The sequence below is a fragment of the Rhizobium sp. CG4 genome (assembly GCF_023701965.1).
Classification (GTDB): domain Bacteria; phylum Pseudomonadota; class Alphaproteobacteria; order Rhizobiales; family Rhizobiaceae; genus Agrobacterium.
Genome location: NZ_JABAEG010000002.1, coordinates 625,346 through 645,327 on the forward strand (window position 1 = coordinate 625,346; position 19,982 = coordinate 645,327).

20 protein-coding genes and 1 pseudogene are annotated in these 19,982 nt (G+C 55.1%); 5 read left to right on the forward strand and 16 right to left on the reverse strand.

Annotated elements, in window-relative coordinates; translation table 11 throughout:
• Positions 1 to 5: 5 nt before the first annotated feature.
• Entirely contained in the window at positions 6 to 602 is a 597-nt protein-coding gene (locus HGO37_RS08200) for a ubiquinol-cytochrome C chaperone family protein (RefSeq protein ID WP_250982903.1), read from the reverse strand.
• A 212-nt stretch (positions 603 to 814) separates the two neighbouring features.
• Here HGO37_RS08200 and HGO37_RS08205 point away from each other — a divergent pair, with 212 nt between their 5' ends.
• Positions 815 to 1,351, forward strand: coding sequence for an outer membrane protein assembly factor BamE (locus tag HGO37_RS08205; RefSeq protein ID WP_192487494.1), 537 nt, complete (start codon positions 815 to 817; stop codon positions 1,349 to 1,351).
• 73 nt (positions 1,352 to 1,424) lie between these two features.
• Here the strand turns inward: HGO37_RS08205 and HGO37_RS08210 are convergent, their stop codons facing one another.
• From HGO37_RS08210 to HGO37_RS08230, 5 genes are all read right to left on the reverse strand, one after another.
• Positions 1,425 to 3,563, reverse strand: coding sequence for a sodium-translocating pyrophosphatase (locus HGO37_RS08210; protein ID WP_250982904.1), 2,139 nt, complete (start codon positions 3,561 to 3,563; stop codon positions 1,425 to 1,427).
• Between the two features lie 520 nt (positions 3,564 to 4,083).
• A complete protein-coding gene (locus HGO37_RS08215; RefSeq protein WP_250982905.1) occupies positions 4,084 to 5,316 on the reverse strand; it encodes an MFS transporter in 1,233 nt (410 codons plus the stop codon).
• Positions 5,317 to 5,339: 23 nt separating this feature from the next.
• Complete coding sequence (nusB, locus tag HGO37_RS08220) at positions 5,340 to 5,840, reverse strand: transcription antitermination factor NusB (RefSeq protein ID WP_192487491.1); 501 nt, start codon at positions 5,838 to 5,840, stop codon at positions 5,340 to 5,342.
• A gap of 3 nt (positions 5,841 to 5,843) precedes the next feature.
• The gene (gene ribH, locus HGO37_RS08225) at positions 5,844 to 6,290 is read right to left on the reverse strand and encodes a 6,7-dimethyl-8-ribityllumazine synthase (protein ID WP_192487490.1); all 447 of its coding nucleotides are present in this window, start codon (positions 6,288 to 6,290) and stop codon (positions 5,844 to 5,846) included.
• Between the two features lie 153 nt (positions 6,291 to 6,443).
• Entirely contained in the window at positions 6,444 to 7,076 is a 633-nt protein-coding gene (locus HGO37_RS08230; RefSeq protein ID WP_250982906.1) for a LysE family translocator, read from the reverse strand.
• Positions 7,077 to 7,234: 158 nt separating this feature from the next.
• Here HGO37_RS08230 and HGO37_RS08235 point away from each other — a divergent pair, with 158 nt between their 5' ends.
• Positions 7,235 to 7,768 (forward strand): GNAT family N-acetyltransferase, encoded by a 534-nt coding sequence (locus HGO37_RS08235; protein ID WP_250982907.1) that lies wholly within the window; start codon positions 7,235 to 7,237, stop codon positions 7,766 to 7,768.
• Here the strand turns inward: HGO37_RS08235 and HGO37_RS08240 are convergent.
• The 10 genes and pseudogenes from HGO37_RS08240 to HGO37_RS08285 form a co-directional block, all read right to left on the reverse strand.
• The gene (locus HGO37_RS08240) at positions 7,731 to 8,351 is read right to left on the reverse strand and encodes a riboflavin synthase (protein WP_250982908.1); all 621 of its coding nucleotides are present in this window, start codon (positions 8,349 to 8,351) and stop codon (positions 7,731 to 7,733) included. The genes HGO37_RS08235 and HGO37_RS08240 overlap by 38 nt on opposite strands.
• The gene (gene ribD / locus HGO37_RS08245) at positions 8,351 to 9,448 is read right to left on the reverse strand and encodes a bifunctional diaminohydroxyphosphoribosylaminopyrimidine deaminase/5-amino-6-(5-phosphoribosylamino)uracil reductase RibD (RefSeq protein ID WP_250982909.1); all 1,098 of its coding nucleotides are present in this window, start codon (positions 9,446 to 9,448) and stop codon (positions 8,351 to 8,353) included. The genes HGO37_RS08240 and ribD overlap by 1 nt, the downstream gene beginning before the upstream one ends.
• 2 nt (positions 9,449 to 9,450) lie before the next feature.
• Positions 9,451 to 9,930, reverse strand: a complete 480-nt coding sequence (nrdR, locus tag HGO37_RS08250) for a transcriptional regulator NrdR (protein WP_192487487.1) — start codon at positions 9,928 to 9,930, stop codon at positions 9,451 to 9,453.
• A 13-nt stretch (positions 9,931 to 9,943) separates the two neighbouring features.
• Positions 9,944 to 11,233, reverse strand: coding sequence for a serine hydroxymethyltransferase (glyA, locus tag HGO37_RS08255; protein ID WP_192487486.1), 1,290 nt, complete (start codon positions 11,231 to 11,233; stop codon positions 9,944 to 9,946).
• Between the two features lie 292 nt (positions 11,234 to 11,525).
• Positions 11,526 to 12,857: a L,D-transpeptidase family protein gene (locus HGO37_RS08260; RefSeq protein ID WP_250982910.1), complete on the reverse strand. Its 1,332-nt coding sequence runs from the start codon at positions 12,855 to 12,857 to the stop codon at positions 11,526 to 11,528.
• A gap of 325 nt (positions 12,858 to 13,182) precedes the next feature.
• A pseudogene (locus HGO37_RS08265) lies at positions 13,183 to 13,281 on the reverse strand (MarR family transcriptional regulator); the annotation flags it as partial.
• Positions 13,282 to 13,507: 226 nt separating this feature from the next.
• Positions 13,508 to 14,410, reverse strand: a complete 903-nt coding sequence (locus HGO37_RS08270; RefSeq protein ID WP_250982911.1) for a DUF4238 domain-containing protein — start codon at positions 14,408 to 14,410, stop codon at positions 13,508 to 13,510.
• Positions 14,407 to 15,171 carry a DUF4145 domain-containing protein gene (locus HGO37_RS08275; protein ID WP_502941392.1) on the reverse strand — a complete coding sequence of 255 codons (765 nt, stop codon included), beginning with the start codon at positions 15,169 to 15,171 and terminating at the stop codon, positions 14,407 to 14,409. Before HGO37_RS08275 ends, HGO37_RS08270 begins: the two co-directional genes overlap by 4 nt.
• 896 nt (positions 15,172 to 16,067) lie before the next feature.
• Positions 16,068 to 16,577: a transcriptional regulator LdtR gene (gene ldtR, locus HGO37_RS08280; protein WP_192487883.1), complete on the reverse strand. Its 510-nt coding sequence runs from the start codon at positions 16,575 to 16,577 to the stop codon at positions 16,068 to 16,070.
• Positions 16,578 to 16,811: 234 nt separating this feature from the next.
• Positions 16,812 to 17,249 (reverse strand): DUF6163 family protein, encoded by a 438-nt coding sequence (locus HGO37_RS08285; protein ID WP_192487882.1) that lies wholly within the window; start codon positions 17,247 to 17,249, stop codon positions 16,812 to 16,814.
• 191 nt (positions 17,250 to 17,440) lie between these two features.
• Between HGO37_RS08285 and hemB the strand changes: the two genes are divergently transcribed.
• From hemB to HGO37_RS08300, 3 genes are all read left to right on the forward strand, one after another.
• Positions 17,441 to 18,457, forward strand: coding sequence for a porphobilinogen synthase (gene hemB / locus HGO37_RS08290; RefSeq protein WP_192487484.1), 1,017 nt, complete (start codon positions 17,441 to 17,443; stop codon positions 18,455 to 18,457).
• Positions 18,458 to 18,529: 72 nt separating this feature from the next.
• Complete coding sequence (locus HGO37_RS08295) at positions 18,530 to 18,988, forward strand: RDD family protein (RefSeq protein WP_250982914.1); 459 nt, start codon at positions 18,530 to 18,532, stop codon at positions 18,986 to 18,988.
• Positions 18,989 to 19,113: 125 nt separating this feature from the next.
• Positions 19,114 to 19,890, forward strand: a complete 777-nt coding sequence (locus HGO37_RS08300) for an arginyltransferase (protein ID WP_250982915.1) — start codon at positions 19,114 to 19,116, stop codon at positions 19,888 to 19,890.
• Positions 19,891 to 19,982 lie beyond the last annotated feature (92 nt).

Below are 19,982 nucleotides of genomic sequence, written 5' to 3' on the forward strand. Positions count from 1 at the left end.
AACCTCTATTCGGCAGGAGACGGCAGGGTGACAGTGCCGGTCGCCACAATTTCTTCGGACTGATCAACAAGCGATGCCGAAGCCATAATCATCCACTTTGCAAGCATCTCCATGTCAGGAGTGTCTGCATCTGCCTGCGGATATATATTGCGCTTGAGGGCCGCCGCAAGTGCCTGCGCATCATCCCCATCGAGAGCCGCCGCATAGGATTCCAGCCGTCCGTAAAACATGCCGGCAAGCTTCTTCATGCGTTTTGGCACGCCCTGATCGCCAATGCCCAGTTCGCGGATAGAATGATCCAGATCCTGAAAAAACGCATCGACAATTTCCTGGGCGATTTCCTGCCCGCTGGTGTCCGACGTGCGGGTGCGACGGAAATAAAGGATCATGACCGCCGACAACATCTCGAAACGGCCCATGACGGTGTCCGGCACGCCCATATGCAGATAAAAACCTGGCTGGCGTGCGGCGGAGGTCAAGGCCGCATATTGCCGGTCGACAATGGCCTGATTGCTGTTTTTCTTTTTGAACAGTCGGAAGATCATGAATTTTCCCGGATATGAGCGAAGTAAATCGCCTTGATCCCGTTGCCCTTGTTGCATGATTATGAAAGCTGGTTTACCGAAGCAGTCGCGAATTGCAATGCCGTTGCGGTCACGTTCAGTCTCGGTGTGAAACACATGTCAGCATATGTTTCCCGGAATGAGTTCCCGTAATAGTATGTAAATATCGCGACATCCGTGGGCGGTTGTCCCCGGAAAGACATAATCGTGTGCACAGAAGCTGTGCAGCATGCTATGCCGGAAGGTGCCTTATGATTGCAGTCGGGGAAACATCGTTGAGCAACCAGGAATCCACCAAGAGGGTCAAATTTCTCGGCAAAACTGCTATTGCCATCGTCATCGCGTCCAGCCTGCTTTCGGCTTGCTCCAGCACAACGGACATTTTCCACAATGGTTACGTGGTCGATGAGCAATCGTTGCAGCTGATTCCGGTTGGTTCCAGCCGTGAACAGGTCTTGCTGACCATGGGCACCCCTTCGACAACTGCGACCTTCGACAACGAAGTGTTCTATTACATTTCCCAGAAGCGCGAGCGCAAAGCCGCCTTCATGAAGCCGAAGCTGGTTGAGCAGAACATTCTGGCGATCTATTTCAGCAAGGATGGCGTGGTCGACAAAAAAGCCAACTACACCATGCAGGATGGCAAGGTCTTCGACACGATCTCGCGTACGACACCGACCGGTGGCCGCGACCTCACCTTCTTGCAGCAGCTTCTTACCGGTGGCGCCAGCGGCGCGAACGCAGCCCGCAACCTGCTTGGTGGTGGCAGCGATCCACTCGGCTTCTAAGAGCTTTCGAAACATCCAAAGAAAAAGCCCGCGGAGATGTCCGCGGGCTTTTTTGGTTTCGGCACTTTGCGTATCAGGCTGCAAGAACGGCCAGGAGCAACAGCGCAACGATGTTGGTGATCTTGATGGCCGGGTTTACCGCCGGGCCAGCTGTATCCTTGTAGGGATCGCCAACCGTATCGCCGGTGACAGATGCCTTGTGCGCATCGGAACCCTTCATATGGCGTTGGCCATCCTTATCAACGAAACCATCTTCAAAGCTCTTCTTGGCATTGTCCCATGCACCGCCACCTGACGTCATGGAAATGGCCACGAACAAACCGTTGATGATCACGCCCAGCAGCGAGGCACCCAGTGCGGCGAATGCTGATGCCTTGGAACCGGACAACAGCAGTACGCCGAAATAGACCACCACCGGTGCCAACACAGGCAGAAGCGACGGAATGATCATCTCACGAATGGCGGCCTTGGTCAGCAGATCGACCGCCCTGCCGTAATCGGGCTTTTCGGTGCCTGCCATGATACCGGGCTTTTCGCGGAACTGGCGACGGACCTCTTCCACAATTGCGCCAGCAGCGCGGCCAACCGCCGTCATGGCGATACCACCGAACAGATATGGAATGAGACCACCAAACAGCAGGCCTGCCACGACATAGGGGTTAGCAAGACTGAAGGAAATCTCGCCGACATCGGCGAAGTAAGGATATTTGTCGCCATTGCTTGCGAAATAGGCCAGATCGTTCGAATAGGCGGCAAACAACACCAGAGCGCCGAGACCGGCAGAACCGATCGCGTAACCCTTGGTCACGGCCTTGGTGGTGTTGCCTACTGCATCCAGCGCGTCGGTGGCTTTTCTGACCTCTGGGTCAAGGCCCGCCATCTCGGCAATGCCACCGGCATTGTCGGTAACGGGACCAAATGCATCGAGTGCCACGATCATACCCGCCAGGCCAAGCATGGCGGTTACGGCAATGCCCGTGCCAAAAAGACCAGCGAACTGGTAAGTACCGATAATACCGCCAACGATGACGATGGCGGGCAGCGCGGTTGATTCCAGCGAAACAGCCAGACCCTGGATAACGTTGGTGCCGTGGCCGGTTACCGAGGCCTGAGCGATGGAATTGACCGGACGCTTGTTGGTGCCGGTGTAATATTCGGTAATCACCACGATCAACGCGGTGACGACGAGACCGATCAACCCGCAGATGAACAGGTTGGTACCGGTGATATCCATACCTGCAACGGTGCCGATAGAGCCCCAACCAATGGTCATGGAGGTGGCAAGGGCAAGGCCGGCGATTGACAGCACACCCGTTGCAATCAGGCCCTTATAGAGCGCACCCATAATGGAGTTGTTTGAGCCAAGTTTGACGAAAAAGGTACCGGCAATCGAGGTCACGATACATACCGCACAAATCGCCAGAGGATAAACCATGACGTCAGACAGGATGGGTGTCCCGGCAAAGAAAATCGCGGCAAGCACCATGGTTGCCACGACGGATACGGCGTAGGTTTCAAATAGGTCGGCCGCCATGCCGGCGCAGTCCCCGACATTGTCACCGACGTTATCGGCAATGGTTGCCGGATTGCGGGGATCATCTTCCGGAATACCCGCCTCCACCTTGCCGACGAGGTCGCCGCCAACGTCTGCGCCCTTGGTGAAGATGCCGCCGCCGAGACGCGCGAAGATCGAAATCAGCGAAGCGCCAAAACCGAGCGCGACCAGCGCATCGATGACCTCGCGGGAACCACTTTCATGGCCAAGGCCAGCAGTGAGAATGAAATAATAAAGCGACACACCCAGCAGTGCGAGGCCAGCAACCAGCATTCCCGTTATTGCACCGGATTTGAAAGCAATATCCAGACCGGCAGAAAGGCTATGCGAGGCAGCCTGTGCGGTGCGCACATTGGCGCGAACCGAGACATGCATGCCGATGAAGCCTGCAACGCCTGACAGAACGGCACCAATGATAAAACCAATGGCCGCCGCAGTGGACAGAAGCAGCCATGTGAGAACCGCCACGATAAGGCCGACAATAAAGATCGTCAGGTACTGTCGTGCCAGATAGGCCTGGGCACCCTCTCTAATGTAACCGGCAATTTCGCGCATGCGCTCCGTGCCCTGATCGGCAGCGAGAACGCTTCTGGTGGCCCAGATGGCATAAATGATAGAAAGCAGTCCGCATGCTATTACAACGGGAATTACAGTCATTCACACTTACCTCCCCTAGAGCATGTCTCCCGAAAGTGGCAAAGAGTTTTGGGAACAAGACATGCGACAAAACCAAGAGAAAACACGCCTGGCGGGCATGACCCGTTTCAACGTGGCTTCGAGCGATTCCCGGAAAAGTTCTGAACGGCTTTTCCGAAAGGAATTGCGTTTCATGTATAGCAACAGACCTGCTGGCCCTTGTGAGAAGAACAAAAGATCTGTCTTAAAGTGCCGTGCGTTTTAGAAAGCGCACAAAGGACGCTTTAACATTTTAAATTGCTGCATAATCGTTGCCTTAAATCGGGTACGATTTAAGGAGTCATGCAGTACAGTCCCTTGCCCGCTCGACCGATGAGCGGGGTATAATCGCTTTACTGGCGATTTCGCATTGGCTTCCTCGCCCCCTCCCAAGGGCAAAAGCCATCTGCGTCAAGATTGCGTTGCCGGATGGCTTCGCGTCAAGCCCCATACCTTACGTTAGGTCGATTCTGCTAAAATGACGAACAGTGACGGTTACTGTTTAGCCTTGGGCGGCTACGGTCTTACGGTTTTTCACTATGAGAAACAGAACCATAATGAGGCAGAGGCCTGCAATCGGCCAGATCATCAGGTTCATGACATTCCAGCCCCAGGCGGTAAACACCTGACCGGAAGCAAAGGATGCCAGTGCAACGGTGCTGAACAGGATGATATCGTGGAAACCCTGCACCTTGTCCGCTTCATGCGGGCGGTAACTGGAGGTGACGATGGCTGTCGCGCCGATAAATCCGAAATTCCAGCCGACGCCAAGCAGAATGAGCGCACCCCAGAAGTTCCACAGCTCGATACCCATATGGGCAACTACACCGCAGGCCATCAGGATGACCAGACCGGCAGCGACGATTGTTTCTGCGCCGTAGCGGGCAATCAGAATGCCGGTGAAGAAACTCGGCGCAAACATTGCCAGCACATGCCACTGGATGCCAAGCGTCGCCATTTCCGAGGGGAAACCGCAGCCAATCACCATGGCCAGCGGTGCACCGGTCATCATGAAGGTCATCAGCGCGTAGGAACCGATGCCGCAGATCATGCCGGTTGCAAAACGTGGTGTCGCCACGATGTCCATCAGCGGGCGGGCCGGCTCATCCGTCGCCTGCCTCGTATTGACTTCCGGCAGGTCAAGAAATGCAAAGATCGCCACCGCCACAAGCCCAAGCGGGATGATGGCGATGAAAGCACCGGCAAATAGCACCGGGAAGAACATGTCCTTGGTGAAGATGGCAATTTGCGGCCCAAGCACTGCCGAGATGATGCCACCGGCAAGAATCCAGGAAATGGCACGCGGCTTGTAAAAGGATGGCGATGCATCTGCCGCAGCAAAGCGGATTTTCTGGGTAAAGCCGCCAGCCAGACCAATTAGCAGGAAGCCAGTGACAAACAGCCAGAAATCAATGCGGAAAAGCCCAATTGCGGCAATACCGCCACCGATCGAGCAGAGCAAGGCACCAAGCATGAAGCTGGCTTTGCGACCAAGGAAACGCGAGGCCATGGCCACGGCAATGGCACCAAATGCGACGCCGACGTTAAAGCCGGTCAGTGGTGCCGTTGCCAGAGATTTGTCCGCTCCCAGCAACTGGTAGCCAGCCAATGCACCAACCGAAAAGACAATCGGCGGTGCGGACGCAAGAACGGCTTGCGCCATGGTGAGGAGAAAGACATTGCGCTTTGCCTGGCTGAGTTGACTTTCAAGCCCCGGAACAACTGCGCCACTCATGTCTTTCACCCCAATTCACATCATCAGCTACGCTTTGTCTCGCCGCGTACCTGTTTGGCAATGCGGTCTAATACCGCATTCACCAGCTTTGGCTCATCGTGCTCGAAGAAAGCGCGGGCGATCTCGACATATTCGGTAACGATAACTGCCGTTGGAACATCCTTGCGCTCCAGCACTTCGAACGTGCCTGCACGCAAAATGGCGCGGACAGTGGCGTCGAGGCGCGACAGCGGCCAGTCTTCCTGTAGCGCAGAGCGAACCAGCGGGTCGATCTTGGTCTGATCACGCACAACGCCCGATACGATGGAGCGGAACCACGATGGGTCAGCCTTGAGGTAGGTGTCGCCGTCCACTTCCTGACCAAGACGATGTGCCTCATATTCGGCAACAACTTCCATCACGCCTGTGCCACCGACATCCATCTGGTACAGTGCCTGAACGGCAGCAAGGCGCGCAGCGCCACGCTGGTTCACAGGCTTGCTGGATGGCTGACGAGGCTCGGAGCTGTTTTCAGTATTCGACATGCCTCAGCCACCCAGTTTCTTTTTAAGTTCGATCATGGTCAGGGCTGCACGGGCAGCAAAACCGCCCTTGTCCTTGTCCGAGCGACGCACGCGTGCCCAGGCTTGCTCTTCGTTCTCGACGGTCATGATACCATTGCCGATTGGCAGCGATTCACTGACGGCAAGGTCCATCAGCGCGCGCGAAGATTCGTTGGAAACGATATCGAAGTGGTAGGTTTCACCACGGATCACCATACCAAGAGCAACGAAACCGTCATATTCAGTGCCGTCATTGTCTGCACCATCCAGCGCCATGGCAATTGCCGCCGGGATTTCGAGTGCGCCTGGAACGGTGATGATATCGTAGGTCGCACCGGCTTCGTCGAGTGCGAACTTCGCGCCTTCGAGAAGCGCATCGGCCATATCGTCGTAAAAACGGGCTTCGACGATCAGAAGGTGTGGGTTGGACATGGGAGATTTCCTGAAAAGGTTTTGCCGAAAACATTCCGGCTTTTTGCGCGGTCAAACCATGGCTTGCGTGGTTTAGCAAGCATTTTCGTATGCGAAACTCTAACTAGCCGCCTCAGCGGTGCTCTATCTTATCTGCAAAAATGCAAATTCAAATCAGCTTCTTTGCAAGGCCAGATGCACACCAAGTCCCATCAGCACCGTGCCGGCGGCACCTCGAGCAAGCCGCTGCATGGAACCAGAACGCTGCAACCTGCCCAACATTGCACCGGCCAGAAGCACGCAGACCAGATCGGCAGACGAAAAAATGACATTGACCAGAACGCCGAGGATCAGGAACTGTAGCCATACAGGAAAGGCAGCCGCCGGATCCACGAACTGTGGCAGGAATGCCAGGAAGAACAGAGCCGTCTTCGGGTTCAGCACATCCACGATAATGCTGTCGAAAAAGGCGCGCTTGGCAGATTTTGGCGCAATCGCCAGATTAACCTCGCCACCGGCAACCTTTGTGCGCAGCATCGAAAAACCAAGCCAGATCAGATAGGCAGCGCCGCAAAGTTTGACGACCATATAAAGCCAGGGAACAGCTTGAAACATCACGGACATGCCGGCAGCAGCGGCGATGATGTGCACATAACAACCGACATGAATACCGAGAACCGACATCAGGCCAGAGGCACGTCCCCGCGCCATGGTTTGAGCCGCCGCATAAAGCATGGCAGGCCCCGGAATATAGGCAAACACAACAGTCGTTATGAAAAAGGTGATCAGCAGTTCATAAGACGGCATGATTTTTCCTTTTGACCGTAGGTGCAGCAGAATTCATTTTGTAGCCGAAACAAAAATACCCGTTTGGCAAAAGGGGCAAGCGTTTTATTTTGTCAGCGCTCATAGAACCGGCTTTAAAGAGCACGTCCCATAAAACCAAATTTGCAGGCGCAGACACCATGATCCCTATCCCAACACTGGAAACACCACGCTTGACTTTGCGCGCGCACCGGCTTGAGGATTTCGAGACCTATGCTGCGCTTTGGGGAAATGAAGATGTCGTGCGTTATATTGGCGGCTCACCCTCAACGCCGGAACAGACATGGGCACGCCTGCTGCGTGCTGCCGGTCACTGGCACCATTTCGGCTACGGTTTTCTGATCATTGAAGAAAAGCAGAGTGGCAGGGTCATTGGTGAAGCCGGTTTCCATGAAGCCAAGCGTGACATGAAACCGTCCATTGAAGGCACATTGGAAACAGGTTGGCTGTTGTCGCCCGACCAACATGGCAAGGGCTATGCGCTTGAAGCACTGCAAGCCTTGATCGCCTGGGGCGAGCAGAGTTTTCCCGCCATGACCATGACGGCGATCATAAACCCTGAAAACCAGCCTTCCCTAAAATTGGCGGCAAAGCTGGGCTTTCAGGAATTTGCCCGGAGTGAATACCACGGAGAGGTTATTGTGCTGTCGCGGCCGGGAACTCAGCCAGCCTAGCAGCATAACGGGCCATGGTGTCGACTTCGAAATTCACGAAGTCACCAGCCTTGCGTTCACCCCATGTGGTGACGGCCAGCGTGTGACGGATGAGCAGAACGTCGAAATCGGTACCTTCAACGGCATTGACGGTGAGCGACGTTCCATCCAGCGCCACGGAGCCCTTTGGCGCAACAAAACGTGCGAGGTTTTCCGGTGCCCGCAGGCGAATGCGAACCGCTTCGCCTTCGGACTCAACCGACAGGATTTCAGCCTTGCCATCGACATGGCCGGACACGATGTGGCCGCCGAGCTCATCACCAATCTTCAAGGCGCGCTCCAGATTGACCTTCGCGCCCTTCTGCCAGCTTGCAATGGTGGTCAGGCGCAGGGCTTCTTCCCAGGCTTCCACCTCGTACCAGCGTTCATTGCTGCCTTCATCCGGCAGTTTGGTGACGGTCAGGCAGATGCCACCGTGGGAAATGGATGCACCCATGTCGATTGTCTTGGGGTCATAATTGGTCGAGACCCGCAGACGCACGCCTTCCGGCAGTTCCGAGAGTTCAGCAACAGTTCCAACGTCGGTGACAATTCCGGTAAACATCAAAGCGGCCTTTCATATTCAAAGCAGCGGTCGGCCCCAAAGGCCGTCTCACCGACGAACGTAAATTCCTTGGGCATATCGTTGCGCGCAAGCGGTGTTTCAACCCCACCGGCACCAATCGCGTCTGGCCCTTCAAACAGCAGGATGCGATCGACCAGTCCGGCTTCCAGGAATGAGCGAGCAACAGCCGCACCACCTTCCACCAGAAGGTTGGACATGCCGCGCTCACCCAGCGAGTGCAAAAGGCTGGCAAGGCCAACAGCATCGAGAAGTTCAACACCGACACCGGCCAAAAGCCCGCCCTGCATCAGGTGCCATGCTTCATCCGCCCGTGCGGTCTGGTTGCTCGTCACCACAATGACGGGCACGTCACGTGCCGTGCGAACCAGCTTCGACGACATGGGGATTTGCAAATTGCGGTCCAGCACGATGCGAACAGGAGAACGGTCTTCCATGCCTGGAATGCGCACGGTCAATTCAGGGTCATCGGCCAGAACGGTGCCAATACCGACAAGGATGGCATCACATTCAGCGCGCAGGGTCTGCACGGCCTGACGTGCCTCTGGTCCGGTGATGGCAATCTGCCCCTCACCTTCCCTGCCTATCTTGCCATCCGAGGAAACGGCAAGTTTCAGAATCACCTGCGGGCGGTTCTTCGTTTTGCGGATGAGGTATCCGGCAAGCCCGCGCTGTGCCTCGTCACGCAGCAATCCGGTTTCCACCTGGATGCCAGCATCGCGCAGAATCTGGTACCCACGACCCGACACACGTTCATCGGGATCATTTACCGCCACCACCACGCGTGCCACACCGGCTTCAACCAATGCATTGGCGCAAGGCGGTGTCTTTCCGTAATGGGAACAGGGTTCCAGCGTCACATAGGCGGTTGCGCCGAGGGCAGCTTCGCCGGCCAGCGCCAGCGCGTTGCGCTCGGCATGCGGGCGACCGCTCACCGATGTCGATGCTTCGGCAATGATGTTGCCGTCCTTGACGATAACACAGCCAACGGAGGGATTTGTATCGGTTAGACCGAGATGGCGGCGCGCAACCTCAATTGCCCGCGCCATGAATTTTTCATCATAGGCAGGGCTGGTCACGCTCAGGCCCCCGCATCCGTATCACGGGCAATCTTGGCGTTGATCTCGGCAATAACGTTCTCGAAGTCCTCCGCATGGGAGAAATCACGATAGACCGATGCGTAACGCACGAAGGCCACGTCATCGAGGCTCTTCAAAGCCTCAAGAACCTGCAGACCAATTTCTTCCGACGGAATTTCCGTCTCGCCAGAACTTTCCAGCCTGCGAACGATGCCGGAAACGGCGCGTTCAATCCGGTCACGATCAACCGGGCGCTTGCGCAGCGCGATCTCGAAAGACCGCACCAGCTTGTCCCGGTCGAACGGCAGCTTGCGGCCGCTCTTTTTCAGCACCATCAACTCGCGCAACTGCACGCGTTCATAGGTGGTAAAGCGACCGCCGCAATCAGGGCAGATGCGCCGCCGGCGGATGGAGGTATTATCCTCCGCAGGTCGAGAGTCCTTGACCTGCGTGTCTTCCGAACCGCAAAAAGGGCAACGCATCAGCTATTCTTCCTTACATATACGGGTACATCGGGAAACGGCCGGTCAGTGCGACGACCTTTTCACGAACTGCAGCTTCGACGGCAGCATTGCCTTCGTCGGAGTTGGCGACCTTCAGGCCATCCAGCGTCTCAACGATCAGCTTGCCGATTTCACGGAATTCCGCTTCCTTGAAGCCGCGCGTCGTGCCGGCTGGTGTGCCGAGGCGCACGCCGGAGGTGACAAAAGGCTTTTCTGGGTCGAATGGAATGCCGTTCTTGTTGCAGGTGATGTAAGCACGGCCGAGAGCAGCCTCTGCACGCTTGCCGGTGGCGTTCTTCTTGCGAAGGTCAACCAGCATCAGGTGGTTGTCGGTACCGCCGGAAACAACATCCAGACCGCCTTCGATCAGCGTTTCGGACAGAGCCTTGGCGTTCTTGACGACCTGCGCTGCATAATCCTTGAACTCAGGCTGCAGGGCTTCACCGAAGGCAACCGCCTTGGCGGCGATGACGTGCATCAGCGGGCCGCCCTGGAGACCAGGGAATACAGCCGAGTTGAACTTCTTGGCCAGATCCTCGTCATTGGTGAGGATCATGCCGCCACGTGGGCCGCGCAGCGACTTGTGCGTGGTGGTGGTGGCAACGTGGCAATGCGGGAATGGCGATGGGTGCTGACCACCGGCAACGAGACCGGCAATGTGCGCCATGTCGACCATGAGGTAAGCGCCAACTTCGTCAGCAATCTCGCGGAAACGCTTCCAGTCCCAGATGCGGGAGTAAGCCGTGCCGCCAGCCAGAATGAGCTTCGGCTTGGTTTCCTTGGCCTTGCGCTCAACTTCGTCCATATCCAGCAGGTTGTCGCCTTCGCGAACACCATAGGACACAACGTTGAACCACTTGCCGGACATGTTGACCGGCGAACCGTGGGTCAAGTGACCTCCCGAGTTCAGGTCAAGACCCATGAAGGTATCGCCCGGCTGCAAGAGCGCCAGGAACACGGCCTGGTTCATCTGCGAACCGGAGTTTGGCTGAACGTTGGCGAAATTGACGCCGAACAGCTTCTTGGCACGCTCGATGGCCAGGTCTTCAGCGATATCCACGAACTGGCAGCCACCGTAGTAGCGCTTGCCCGGATATCCCTCGGCATATTTGTTGGTCATGATCGAGCCCTGCGCTTCAAGTACAGCGCGGGAAACAATGTTTTCCGAGGCGATCAATTCGATTTCGTGACGTTGGCGACCAAGCTCCTTCTCGATCGCACCGAAAATATCCGGATCGACTTCGGCTAGTGGGCGAGAGAAGAAGGCATCTGTGTTCGACATGATGGAAGCTCCTGAAACAGTAATGCGATGGCGTCTTAACGCCCTGCCCTTTCAAGAGCAATACAGGCAACGAGATTTGCCCGTCAAACTGCGACGTTTGACGAAAAAATCGTCACGTACTGCCATTAAAATACGTCGCGCTTAATCACCCTCATACAATGCGCTTCAAATCTTTGCTGCATGATGCGTTTTTCATTCAAAATCGGCGGCTGTTTTGAGGAGACATTCTTTGGAAAACAAAAAAGCCGCGTCCATGAAGAACGCGGCTTTCATTTAAGGCTTTCAGTACCGATCAGTTACGCGGCACGAGGTCGTCATCGATCGAGCCGGATGGCTGTTCCATGCCGCTGGTGGTGTTCAGTGCCAGTTCCGCATTGCCATCATTGCCGTAGATATCATCACGGAACTGCACAACGCCGTCCTTTGCGGACCAGGCTGTGATGTAAACGAAGTAAACAGGCAGTTCCTGCGCCAGCTTGATCGGCGTGTTCTGGCGGGTGGAAATAACCCGCTCGATCTCCTGACGCGACCAGCCGGGCGTATCACGCAGCATCCAGCTCGTCAGATCGCGAACGTTCTGAACGCGAACACAGCCTGACGATTCGAAGCGCATCAGCTTGTTGAAAAGCCCCTGCTGCGGCGTGTCGTGCATGTATTCATTGTTCGGGTTATGGAAGTTGATCTTCGTCGAGGACATGGCGTTGTTCTTGCCCGGATCCTGACGGAACATCAGGTTCGGTGCCTTTGGCGCAAACCAGTCAACGGTGGTCGGCGAAACTTCTTGGCCCTTGCCATCGATGAGGCGGATATTGTTCCGCTCAAGATAGGTCGGATCCTTCTGCATCAAAGGAACGATGTCCTTTTCGATGATGGAGCGTGGCGAGGTCCAGTAAGGGTTGAGGATAACCTCATAGATCTTGGAGTTGATGACGTGCGTCGGGCGGCTTGCACGACCCACAACGGCCGTGTTGCGCAGAACAACGCGGTCATTTTCAACCGCTTCAATATAGGCAGCCGGAATATTGACCATCACGTAACGCTGGCCAAGATCACCCGATCTGGACTGAATGCGCACCAGGTTGGTCTGCAACTGCGAAAGACGCGTCTGGGCGGGTACGTTCATCGCCTTAAGCGTAAATTCGCCGATCACACCATCGGCAGGCAGACCATGGCGAGCCTGAAAACGCTTCACAGAACCGTCAACATAGCTATCGAAGGAGCTGGACATGCCGGCAGACTGGTCAAGGTCGCCAGAGATCACCAGACGGCGACGCAGATCCTGCACCGCACCGTCGGTAACGCCAAGCTGAAGGCGCTGCTGGCCCGCATTGACCTGCGGCCAGCCACCGTTGGAAACGATGTTCTGGTGGACAAGAATGGCCTGCTGGATGTTCATCGGCGCATCAAGACCGAGGACCGGGCTGTTGGACACGACACCAACTGACGCACGCGATGCCTGTGCGTCGAACTGATCATCCCAATTGCCGCGACGCGGTGCACCGATCAGATCATCGATTGCGGTCTGCGCCAGAGCTGGCGCTGATAAAGCCGCCGCCCCGACAGAAACAGCCGAACGCAGCAGCGTACGGCGGGAGAGAACTTCAGTTCCGATCTTCTTTGTCATATTTACCCTACCAGCCATTCTAGAGGCACTATGAACAATGCCTAAAGCCATATGTTTAACAAACACGCTCACAGCGTGAACCGGTCGGCAAATACGCTCACCGAAATCGCTGGACCAAAAGGGCCGCAACGCCAGACAAACCACCGGTTTAGTGTGAATTTGCGGTCTCATATCAATATGGCCAATTCGTGTCACCAACCCTTTGCTCACGAAGCTGTGTGACAAGCAAAAATTGTGACGAGGCATTGCCGCAACACGCCAATAACGAGAAAACCGGACGCGACGTCAGCCGCATCCGGTTTTGAGTGCAGAATTTTGGCGCCTGTTACAGGCGGTAAGCGATCGAGTCGTTCCAGAAACGGTCCAGACGCTGGAGCAGACGGTTCATTTCAGAGAACTCGCCGGTGCCGATGCCACCGACTGGTGGATGGCGTTGCGCGAATGCTGGTAGCGATTTTCGCAAAGCGGATAACGCAATCACCTGGCGCTTCTTGGCTCGTTTTGTAGCCATTCCTCGCCGATGGTATAATGACAGGTGAAGCGACCGCCGTACTCGCGATCACATTTTCCCGCAACGACACAAATCAGTTCGGGCACACAGGCAAAATGGCCGGTACGTTTTGTCCCCGGAAAAGTCCGTAGGAGGAAGGCTACTCTTCGAACATCTTTCGGGCCTCCGCAGCTTTAAGCATAGCCCCCAGAATCGTAGGAGGCGGCTGCTTACCCATCTCACGTCGAACGAATGCGAGATGCAAGCCGTCAACGGCATAAACGTATTTCCTCGCCTGCCCAACCACCATCCTGTTCACCTCTCGAACAATTCTCCCAGCCGGAAGGGAGGCAAATCGCTCGGCGAAATCGACCGTCGTGGTCGCAAGAAATAGCCGCGTCGGACTCAACGGTAAAGCGTAGTGCCCGGCATATTGTAACATGCCTTGTGTTAGCATCACTGGCCTGTCGGACGTCATCAGCTTTCGTTCGACAGAACTCGTGTCAATAATCATCCAGTGCATACCTAAGAAGAGCTTCAGCACCCTCGGATGCTCAATAAACGTCGTGATAGCAAACATCGCTGACCGCTCTACGTGGGTGGCATCATACATCACCATCCACGCTTCAAACTTTGCAGGGTCATCTTCCCGCCTGATCGCGGCGTATTTTGCCTGAAACTCCGCCTGTGGCGTCATAATTAGATCGGCGTAACTCGTCTTGAACTGGGCGACCTCTTCCGGATTGCGCAACACAAGAGACAAAACGAACCGCGCCCACGCATTGCGGGTTCTGATGCCGGCCGGTGTAATATCTCCAAGGAGCAGATCGCGAGCGTGGACAGCCTCATCATCGATGGGCGCCATGAAAGCGCTTTCCATTTTATGCTCGTCTTCGGGATCAACTCCGGGAAGCTTGTATAAATCGACAGCGTAACCTGTCGCCTTACGATTCAAGCGCTTGCTGACTATGATTCCGTCGGACCGACGTTGGAACACCTCGATCTTGCCGTCCACTCCCTCCCATGGTTTGAGGTAAAATTTCGGAATGTAATGAGGCTTCAAGCGTTCTTACCTTTTGGCTTTCCATTCCGCGTATTTATGTCCTGTATTCTCTGCGCGAGCTTAGCCTTCGTCTCGTCAATCAGTTCTGACATCGTGTCTTCGATGGCTTCATAGCAAGTGAGGAGATCGTCAAAATCGACAATGCCGTCGTGGCTTCCGACGTTACCGACTGATCGGAGCGCGTTTAGTGCATCTTCATGACCGGGCTTCGCTGCCTTCAGTAGTTCAATTCGGTCAAACAGATCGAGGCGCGCGTTCTTGTCGTCGCCCTTGGGGCCCTTCCGAGGTATTTTGAGCTGGTCAAGCAGATACTCGGTAACGATGCGAAGCCGGTTCGCGCAGGCGGCAGAGTCCACCCAGAACAACACGAATGAACGCAGGAGGTGTTCTTTGGAATCGTCGTTCAGTCTGATTGGATACTGAATAATTTCCGGCGCGGGGCTCATTACGTGAGGACGATAACTCGTAACCTTATGCGTAATAGGTGTATCAGTGTCATAGTCGTAGTCGTCGTGGTACTCTGTTGTAAAGTTACCCGCGACCACGACAATTTCACCACACAGTTTGCCACTACAGCGAAGAAACCCTTTAAAGCGACCTACATCATAGCGAGCACTCTCGTTATCATCGCGAAACCGAGCATGGGCAGGCTCTTCTCGTTGAAATGACTTTGTGTCCATTCTCAATGTGCCTTTACGGCACCTTGGACACGTCATCCGGGCGAATGACCCATAGTATGGTCGCCACAAATTCCGCTCCATGTCGCCTCCGAATCAGCAATATCGCTAAACATCCTAGAGTATTCTTGGCACAACTTAAGCAAGAGCGCCGCGTCACCGCAATACTCGTCTATTAGACGCTGCTCGTGTATTGGGTCGTACACTACACATTCACCCAAAGGCTACGGCTCCGCGCATCTACAAGGCTCTGCATATACTCATCGTGTTCGCGTTTTGACTGCTCAAAGCGGTCAGCGGCCGCCTTTGCCTGTTCAGGCGATAAGGTCGTTTTCTCTCTCGGCACGCAGTAATTTCAGCCCTCACGGTTCAGCAAGGTAGTGGGGTGCGGGATGTACCGGCCGCCGTCTTTCATCCTCTGGTCAGCGCCCTTCCTGCGTCGCAAGGCCATCCATGACGGTCACAGCGTCGGTTTCAGACGGTTCCAAAAAGCAAGAGCCTTGGCCCTACCCAAGTTGTTGGGGTAGACCTCCTAGAATACCTTGAATTCAGATCCGAGACGCGCGCCCTTAGTAGAGGGTTCATTGGAATGTTAAGATGGAGAGTTAATATGAATCTCCTTCACCCCACCATCGGCCACAGGGTGAACCTTATCGCCCCATCAGGGAAGCGGGCCGCATGTTCATTCGCGGTCAGACCCAAGAGGCGCTGGGTTGATATGGACGACGCCCCCCCATTCTAGCGCCCGTCGACCGGTCGGCCCTATCGTACTCCACCAAAGTGTTGCTCGTGGCAACGGTGGCCGACTACGGCAGTTCACAGGCGCGCAAGGTTACTCTCCGGCGTCGCGTGCCGCCTGAAACAAGTAATACGGTACTGTAACGAGAGCAGGCGCCACGGTGGGCATCTCCATGCCACCTAGCGCCGTCTCATGCCACCATATGACCGCAAAAATACAGTAATTTCTATAACTTAGAACATTACAGGCGGTAAGCGATCGAGTCGTTCCAGAAACGGTCCAGACGCTGCAGCAGACGGTTCATTTCAGAGAACTCGCCGGTGCCGATGCCGCCGACCTTTTCAATCGAACCGATGTGGCGCTCATAGAGGCGGGCAACGGTTTCAGCGATCTGCTGGCCCTTGTCCGTCAGGCTGATGCGAACCGAACGACGGTCGATGCGCGAGCGCTGGTGGTTGATGAAGCCAAGGTCAACCAGCTTCTTGACGTTGTAGGAAACGTTCGAACCGAGGTAGTAACCACGCGAACGCAGCTCGCCGGCGGTCAGTTCAGAGTTGCCGATGTTAAAGAGCAGAAGTGCCTGAACGGCATTGACGTCATCACGACCCTGACGGTCGAATTCGTCCTTGATCACATCAAGAAGACGACGGTGAAGACGTTCTACGAGGTGCAGCGATTCCATGTAGAGCGAACGGATTGATTCTTCCTGTACATCCGAAACTGCTGCCTGTGGCTTTACTTTGCTATTGATCATGACTGCCTCACTGTTTTTGTTTGGCGGTTTTTGTTTTGTGTTCCGCCTTGAGTGAGAACCTATCGAATGCGCATAAAATTCTACTTAAAATGCAGGCTTAACAAATCCTTACCGTACATTTCCCATTGTGGGCGGTCTTTTGACCAATAGCAGGGCATCCAAAAATAGTTCAATTAAATCAATGCACTAAACATTAAAATTTGAACGATTTCGGCCTTGAAAGCTTTATTATCATGGTAAATCAGACCTTACCCGATCCTCGTTCTGGCGGTTATCGAACCAGAAAGAGGCCCGAAACAGGGCATAAACGGCCGCAACAAGCCCGTGCATAATTGGGACAATTGTGTTGTGTCCGAAGATATCTGGCCAAATCCGGTACATGGCAACCTGCGCACCGGCGCCGATAACCCAGATGACGGCGCCCCAGGATGCACCAACCCATAATCCAAGTGCGGCAACAGGGAAAAGTACGGCCAGACCACTGCCGGCAACACGCCACGGCAGGTTGAGCATATCAAAGCGCCCGCGCCCACCCAGCGAATAGCCAGTCAACATCGCCCAATATTGCAAACCGAACCAGAAACAGGAGATGGCGACCAGCCGCAGGAAACCCACGAAAAGGATTTCCGTCAGCGATCTTTTCAGCACGGGCGAAGAATCATGTTCCATGGCGGGACGATACGTCGAACCGTTGCAAGCGACCAGCGGCTTGTTTCCGGTCACTGGTCCTATCCAAGAATTTTATCGCATATTTTTCGAGGGTGCCGCGAAGCGTACATTCGTCAAGTCTGGGCAAGCATGTTAATGAGGCTCTCATCATACCTGCCATCCGCTGATGGCAGGCAGGAAGGACGATTATTATGAATGACAAGACACACCTCGTTGATGATGTAACCGGACACCGCCGCATGCGGCGCAACCGCAAGGCAGATTGGACACGACGCCTGGTTCAGGAATCGAGACTGACCGTTGATGACCTCATCTGGCCGGTTTTTGTGGTTCCGGGCACCGGCATTACCGATCCGATCCCTGCCATGCCCGGTGTCAACCGCATGAGTGTGGACCGTCTTGTCGAGGCGGCACGTGAAGCGGCCGATCTCGGCATTCCGGCAATTGCCACCTTCCCCAATATAGAAATGAACCTGCGTGACGAAACGGGCTCGCAGGTTCTTGAGGCCAATAACCTCATTAATCTTGCAACCGCCGCCGTCAAGAAAGCCGTGCCAAACATTGGCATGATTACCGACGTGGCGCTTGATCCGTTCACCAGCCACGGCCATGACGGCATTTTGCGCGGTAATGATATTGTCAATGACGAGACAGTCGACCATGTCGTCAAGGCTGCCATTCTGCAGGCCGATGCCGGCTCCGACATTATTGCCCCATCGGAAATGATGGACGGACGTATTGGCGCTATCAGGCGCGGCCTTGATGCCGCCGGTCATCAGAATGTAGGCATCATGTCTTACGCTACCAAATTCTCCTCGGGCTTTTACGGCCCCTACCGCGAAGCGATCAGCACCGGCGGTCTGCTGAAGGGCGACAAGAACAGCTATTACATTAACCCGGCCAACGGCACAGAAGCGGTGCGTGATGCAGCCCTCGATGTCGAGGAAGGTGCCGATATGCTGATGGTCAAGCCGGGCCTGCCCTATCTCGATATTTGCTGGCGTCTGAAGGAGGCCTTTGGTCTGCCGACTTTCGCGTATCAGGTGTCTGGCGAATATACCCAGATCAAGGCTGCCGCCATGCAGGGTTGGATCGATGGCGACCGGGTGATGATGGAAACGCTTCTGTGTTTCAAACGCGCCGGCTGCGATGGCATCCTGACCTACTTCGCCGTTGAAGTAGCCCGCGCGCTCGCCAAAGGGAAATGACGCGAAACGCCAGGGAAACAGATTGAAACTCGCGCGTTTCTCACCATATCAAAAGCAAACAGGAGAAACGCGATGAGTATTGAGCCAAACAACACCTATGCAGTGCCGCAGGACTGGCGCGCTTATAGCGGCGTGTTGAGCCGTCGTGTTTTTGCGTTCTGCATCGACTACCTGCTGATTGCCGTGTTGTGGGTGCCAGCAGCGGTTCTGGTGTTTTTCCTTGGCGTCATCACACTCGGCTTAGCGTGGTTCCTCTACCCTGCCCTCTATATTATTGTCGCACTGCTCTATTTCGGCATAACGCTTGGCGGTTCATCGCAGGCATCTCCGGGCATGAAAGCCATGGGGATTGCCATGGCACGCACCGATGGCCGTCAAATTGACTTCCTGATTGCGACTGCGCACATCGTGCTGTTCTGGGTACTGAACTCGGTCCTGACGCCACTCATTCTTCTGGTGGGCCTGTTTACCGATCGCTCACGCCTGATCCACGACCTGTTGCTCGGCACTGTTGCAATCCGTACCTCATAATCGAGGTTCGGTTGCAAACAGTTCAGTAGTAAATGACACGGTAGTATAATCGGCCAGTTGACGTTTTTCCGGTTTTTGCCATTCTGTCACAATATGCGACAGGCGAAGGGAGCAACCAAGGTTCGATGAATACCCAGACAACGCCTTCCCCGCAGTTCTACCTGACGGCACCGGCCACTTGTCCCTATCTTTCTGGCGAACTTGAACGCAAAGTGTTCACACACCTTGTCGGGCCGCGTGCTGCTGAAATGAATGACCTGTTGACCCAGGGTGGTTTTCGCCGTTCGCAAAACATTGCCTATCGCCCGGCCTGTGAAACCTGCCGCGCCTGCGTGTCCGTTCGCATTCTGGCCGAACATTTTACCCCGACGCGTTCGATGCGCCGGGTTCTATCCACCAACAGCGATATTGTCTCCAGCATCCACACGACGGAACCGTCGACCGAACAGTTTGCGCTGTTTCGCCGTTACCTCGACAGCCGCCACCATGATGGCGGCATGTCGGACATGTCGGCGCTGGATTACGCAGTCATGGTGGAAGACACTCATGTTAACACCTGCGTCATTGAGTATCGCGTGCGTGTTCCGGGTTCCGGCATTGACAGTACCAAGCGCGGGGAATTGTTGGCCGTAGCGCTGAGCGACGTCATGAGCGACGGCCTGTCCATGGTCTATTCGTTCTTTAATCCCGAGATGGAGCGCCGGTCGCTGGGCACTTTCATGATCCTTGATCATATTGCCCGCACCCGCAATCTTGGCCTACCGCATGTCTATCTCGGTTACTGGGTCAATGGCTCGCAGAAAATGGGTTATAAGACGCGCTACCAACCGCAGGAACATCTGACACCGCGCGGCTGGGAGATTTATGATCACAAGCAGGACGAAGGTGCGGAAAAACCTTAAGGCCTCCGTCAGTTTTTACAGCAAAGTCCGGATATAAAAAAGCGGCGAAACAGATGTCTGTTTCGCCGCTTTTGTTGTTTTTCAATTCCGAC

What these genes read in the sequence shown, in the direction of transcription:
- HGO37_RS08210 (WP_250982904.1), bottom strand. Translation starts at nt 3,563, where the DNA reads ATGACTGTAATTCCCGTTGTAATAGCATGCGGACTGCTTTCTATCATT.
- HGO37_RS08200 (WP_250982903.1), bottom strand. Translation starts at nt 602, where the DNA reads ATGCAACAAGGGCAACGGGATCAAGGCGATTTACTTCGCTCATATCCG.
- HGO37_RS08230 (WP_250982906.1), bottom strand. Translation starts at nt 7,076, where the DNA reads ATGCCGTCTTATGAACTGCTGATCACCTTTTTCATAACGACTGTTGTG.
- nusB (WP_192487491.1), bottom strand. Translation starts at nt 5,840, where the DNA reads ATGTCGAATACTGAAAACAGCTCCGAGCCTCGTCAGCCATCCAGCAAG.
- HGO37_RS08260 (WP_250982910.1), bottom strand. Translation starts at nt 12,857, where the DNA reads ATGACAAAGAAGATCGGAACTGAAGTTCTCTCCCGCCGTACGCTGCTG.
- HGO37_RS08300 (WP_250982915.1), top strand. Translation starts at nt 19,114, where the DNA reads ATGAATACCCAGACAACGCCTTCCCCGCAGTTCTACCTGACGGCACCG.
- HGO37_RS08295 (WP_250982914.1), top strand. Translation starts at nt 18,530, where the DNA reads ATGAGTATTGAGCCAAACAACACCTATGCAGTGCCGCAGGACTGGCGC.
- hemB (WP_192487484.1), top strand. Translation starts at nt 17,441, where the DNA reads ATGAATGACAAGACACACCTCGTTGATGATGTAACCGGACACCGCCGC.
- HGO37_RS08285 (WP_192487882.1), bottom strand. Translation starts at nt 17,249, where the DNA reads ATGGAACATGATTCTTCGCCCGTGCTGAAAAGATCGCTGACGGAAATC.
- HGO37_RS08275 (WP_502941392.1), bottom strand. Translation starts at nt 15,171, where the DNA reads ATGGAGCGGAATTTGTGGCGACCATACTATGGGTCATTCGCCCGGATG.
- HGO37_RS08235 (WP_250982907.1), top strand. Translation starts at nt 7,235, where the DNA reads ATGATCCCTATCCCAACACTGGAAACACCACGCTTGACTTTGCGCGCG.
- glyA (WP_192487486.1), bottom strand. Translation starts at nt 11,233, where the DNA reads ATGTCGAACACAGATGCCTTCTTCTCTCGCCCACTAGCCGAAGTCGAT.
- HGO37_RS08205 (WP_192487494.1), top strand. Translation starts at nt 815, where the DNA reads ATGATTGCAGTCGGGGAAACATCGTTGAGCAACCAGGAATCCACCAAG.
- nrdR (WP_192487487.1), bottom strand. Translation starts at nt 9,930, where the DNA reads ATGCGTTGCCCTTTTTGCGGTTCGGAAGACACGCAGGTCAAGGACTCT.
- ribH (WP_192487490.1), bottom strand. Translation starts at nt 6,290, where the DNA reads ATGTCCAACCCACACCTTCTGATCGTCGAAGCCCGTTTTTACGACGAT.
- HGO37_RS08240 (WP_250982908.1), bottom strand. Translation starts at nt 8,351, where the DNA reads ATGTTTACCGGAATTGTCACCGACGTTGGAACTGTTGCTGAACTCTCG.
- HGO37_RS08215 (WP_250982905.1), bottom strand. Translation starts at nt 5,316, where the DNA reads ATGAGTGGCGCAGTTGTTCCGGGGCTTGAAAGTCAACTCAGCCAGGCA.